The sequence below is a fragment of the Micromonospora sp. D75 genome, assembly GCF_018070405.1.
GTDB classification, from domain to species: domain Bacteria; phylum Actinomycetota; class Actinomycetes; order Mycobacteriales; family Micromonosporaceae; genus Micromonospora; species Micromonospora chalcea.
This window is the reverse complement of sequence record NZ_JAGPXV010000619.1, coordinates 1-3,529: the sequence shown is the minus strand read 5'-3', so window position 1 is coordinate 3,529 and position 3,529 is coordinate 1. Positions and strand designations below refer to the sequence as shown.

The window sequence follows — 3,529 nt, the reverse complement described above, 5'->3', positions numbered from 1 at the left end:
CGAGTAGCCCGCATCGCGCGCGCCATGGCCCGGACGCCGTACGGCTCCTGCCCGTCGGGCTCCGCCGCGTACACCCCGTCGCTGACCACGAAGAGACGATCGCCCGGCTCCAGAGTGAACTCCTGCACGTCGTACCGGGTCTCGGCGAACATGCCCAACGGCAGTTGCTGCTCCAACGCGATCGGGGTGACCCGCCTCCCCCGCAGCCGCAGCAGTTGCGGGGAACCGGCGTCCACCGCCCGCACCACGCCCCGGCGGCTGTCCAGCTCCAGCAGCAGCGTGGCCACGTGCCGGCCGCCCCGGTGCTGGTAGTAGATGGTGTCCGAGGCCAGCTCCGCCTGCTCGACCAAGCTGCCGCCGGAACGCCGGGCGTTGCGCATGGCGTTCACCGTCATCGCCGTGAGCAGCGACGCGGCCAGCCCGCTGCCGGTGCCGTTGAGCACGGTGAGGGTGAGCCGCTCACAGTCCACCGACCAGTCGAAGTGGTCACCGCCCACCGTGTACGCCGGTTCGAGCTGCCCGGCCAGCAACGCGTCGCCGTGGCGCACGCTGCGCCCCGGCAACAGGTCCCACTGCATCTCCGCAGCCATGCTCAGCCGTTCCCGCCGCCGGGCGCGGCGGTACCTGTCGGTCTCCCGGTCGGCCGCGCGGATGGCCACGGCCAGCTCGCCGGCGGCGTCCCGCGCCGCCTCCACTGTGGCCGCGTCCGGGTCACCGGGCAGCTCGACCATCAGGACGCCGAGCCGCTCCCCCCACACCGACAGCGGCAGGTAGGCCCGGCAGCGGCCGTCGTCGATGATGTCCAGGACCGGCTCCTGGCTGCTGAAGCAGCGTTGCGCCACGGTGTGTGCCGGCAACGGGCCACCGTCGGGCACGTCCGGGTCGAGCACCGGCCAGAGGCCGCTGGCGCGGTAGTCGGCGACGAACACCTCCGCCCGCGCGGCCCCGAGCGTCTGGCGCAGCACCGCGTCCGCGGTCTCCACCAGCTGGTCGGGTGGCGCCGTGCGCAGGGCACGTGACACCGATCCGGACGCCTCCGGCATGCTCATCCTCCGATGACGACTATTGCTACAGAGCAAACATCATACGAAGGACCCCCGACCGCCGAACGGCCCGCCTCGACCGGCGCGGCTCAGTCCGCCGGCCGCAGCGCCAACGCGCCGTAGAACGCGTCCGGCACCGGCTCCGGCTCACCCTCGGGCCGCCACCGGGCCACCGGCACGACGCCCTCGTCGGTGGGACGCCAGCGGCCCAGCAGCGGCGCGAACCGCTCGGGCGCGCGCATCCGGAACGCCGGGCCCATCATGGCCAGCGCCTGCGGATGCCCGGCCAGTTCCTCGCTGTCGAAGTCGATCGCCAGCCGGCTGCCCGGCGCGACCGCCCGGTACAACTCGTCCAGCGTACGGGCGAGCGTGTCGTCGTCCAGGAACGCGGCCAGCCCGAGGAACACCACTCCGACCGGCCGTCTCCCCCACCCCGGCACGAAACGGTGCAGCTGCGCCCGGTCGACGGTGCCGATGTCGGTGGCGTCGCCGTAGCCGTAACCGGCGCGGTCACTGCCGGCGAGCAGGCGCTGGCCGAGCCGGACCGTCTCCGGGTCGACGTCGGTGTAGAGGACCGTCGCCTCCGGTGCGACCTCGTGCACGTTTCCGCAGGTGGGCACGCCCGCACCGAAGACCAGGAAGCCGTCCACACCGTCGCCGGCCATGGCGCGAACGGTCCGGCCCAGGAAACCGCGCAGCGAGCGGAAGATCGCCGCGCAGGGCCCGTACGCCGCCTCGAACGCGGCGGCCGCGGCGACGTCGACCGGACGGTGGTGCCGGCCGCCGAGCCAGTAGTCGATCATGCGGGCGGTGCTCGGTCCGTCCGGCTGATCCATCGACGGGCCTCCCTCCCTGGGCGCTGTCCGCCAGCGTACCGACCGGGCGACCGGCGCGGTATCGCCCCGGGCCGGTCCCGCCGGCCGCGATACTGGCCGCGGGAGCGCCGGCCACGAGGAGGTACCTGGTGAACTCCGCTGACGGTGCGGCCGTGGTGGTCGGGGTGGACGGCTCCGAGCCGGCGACCCGGGCCGTGCTCCTGGCCGCCCGGGAGGCCGCCCGCCGCAACCGGCCGCTGCGGGTGGTCCACGGATTCATCTGGCCGCTGCTGGGCGTACCGGTGGCCGCTCCGGCCGGGGCGCCGCCGCACGCCGGCCTGCGTCACCAGGCCGAGCAACTGGTCGCCGACGCGGTCAACGCGGCCCAGGCGCAGGAGCGCGGGCTGCGCATCACCGGCGAGATCATCGACGGGGAGGCGGCCGCCGTGCTGATCGGCGAGTCCCCCACGGCCGCGCTGATCGTGCTCGGCGACCGAGGTCTCGGCGGGTTCGCCTCGCTGGTGATCGGCTCGGTCGCGCTGCAGGTCACCGCGTACGCCGACTGCCCGATGCTGGTGGCCCGGGGCGCCGCCCGCGACACCGGCCCGGTGGTGGCCGGGGTGGACGGCTCCGCGCTGTCCCGCGCCGCCGTCGAGTTCGCCGCCGAAACGGCGTCCCACCGCGGCGCCCCGCTGCGTGTGCTGCACGCCCACCCGGGCGGCCGGTCGGCGCAGGCCGACGAGCAGGAGCGGGTCCTGGCCGAGTCGGTCGCCGGCGTCGCCGAGCGCTGGCCGGACGTGCCGATCAACCGGGAGGCGGTGCGGGCCCGCCCGGTCACAGCGCTGACCGAGGCGTCCCGGGACGCCCAACTGGTCGTGGTGGGCCGGCAAGGCCGCGGTGAGCTCAGCGGCTTGCTGCTCGGCTCGGTGAGCCAGGGGATCCTGCACCGCGCCGCGTGCCCGGTCGCTGTCGTCCGCGCCCCGGCCTGAGCGCACGGTTGGCCCCGGCCCGGGCGGGTAGACGGGTTCGTCAGCCGACGGCGACCCGAGGAGGCAGTGATGGCAGGACCCCGTCCGGGCAGCAACGCGTACGACAAGCAACGGGCACGGCTGCGCGACCTCGTCGAGCAGTCCGGGCGCGCCACCGACAAGGAGGCCAACCAGGTCGCCAACCGGATCCTGCAGGACGACCGTGGGCAACGCGGCGTGGTCCGGGGCGAACGGACCTACGGCCCCAAGGGCAACCGGGAACCGGGTGACCCGAAGTGAGAGCGGCATCCGCCGTCGACGGCGCCATCGCGGGCGCCGTCGGCAGCGCCGTGCTCAACGCGGTCTCCTACCTCGACATGGCGCTGCGGGCGCGGCCGGCGAGCAGCACCCCGGAGTCGGTGGCCGGACGGCTGGCCGACGTCACGCACGTCGACCTGGGCCCCGGCGACGAGGCGGCGAACCGCCGTTCCGGTCTGGGGCCACTGCTCGGGTACGCCACAGGCATCGCCGCGGGGGCCGCGTTCGGTCTGCTCGCCGGACACCGGCGGATCCCGCTGCCGCTGGCCACGGTGCTGCTCGGCGGTGGGGTGATGGCCACCTCGGACGGCTCGATGACGGTGCTGGGCGTGACTGACCCGCGTACCTGGCGGCGCGCCGACTGGGTCTCCGACCTGATCCCGCA

General features: G+C 74.9%; 5 protein-coding genes. 3 read left to right on the top strand and 2 right to left on the bottom strand.

Going from position 1 to position 3,529, the window contains the following annotated elements:
* Both KBX39_RS26585 and KBX39_RS26580 read right to left on the bottom strand, forming a co-directional pair.
* Window positions 1-1,043 (bottom strand): PP2C family protein-serine/threonine phosphatase (locus KBX39_RS26585; protein ID WP_210873077.1); only part of this gene is annotated, 1,043 nt, incomplete at its 3' end.
* An 89-nt stretch (window positions 1,044-1,132) separates the two neighbouring features.
* On the bottom strand, window positions 1,133-1,879 hold the full coding sequence (locus tag KBX39_RS26580; protein ID WP_064445939.1) for an SAM-dependent methyltransferase: 747 nt from the start codon (window positions 1,877-1,879) through the stop codon (window positions 1,133-1,135).
* Between the two features lie 128 nt (window positions 1,880-2,007).
* Between KBX39_RS26580 and KBX39_RS26575 the strand changes: the two genes are divergently transcribed.
* The 3 genes from KBX39_RS26575 to KBX39_RS26565 all read left to right on the top strand — a co-directional run.
* Window positions 2,008-2,847: a universal stress protein gene (locus tag KBX39_RS26575; protein ID WP_166457423.1), complete on the top strand. Its 840-nt coding sequence runs from the start codon at window positions 2,008-2,010 to the stop codon at window positions 2,845-2,847.
* 69 nt (window positions 2,848-2,916) lie between these two features.
* Window positions 2,917-3,126 (top strand): hypothetical protein, encoded by a 210-nt coding sequence (locus KBX39_RS26570; protein WP_030503913.1) that lies wholly within the window; start codon window positions 2,917-2,919, stop codon window positions 3,124-3,126.
* The coding region (locus tag KBX39_RS26565; RefSeq protein WP_210873075.1) for a hypothetical protein at window positions 3,123-3,529 on the top strand (407 nt) is incomplete at its 3' end. The genes KBX39_RS26570 and KBX39_RS26565, both read left to right, overlap by 4 nt.

What these genes read in the sequence shown, in the direction of transcription:
- KBX39_RS26580 (WP_064445939.1), bottom strand. Translation starts at nt 1,879, where the DNA reads ATGGATCAGCCGGACGGACCGAGCACCGCCCGCATGATCGACTACTGG.
- KBX39_RS26570 (WP_030503913.1), top strand. Translation starts at nt 2,917, where the DNA reads ATGGCAGGACCCCGTCCGGGCAGCAACGCGTACGACAAGCAACGGGCA.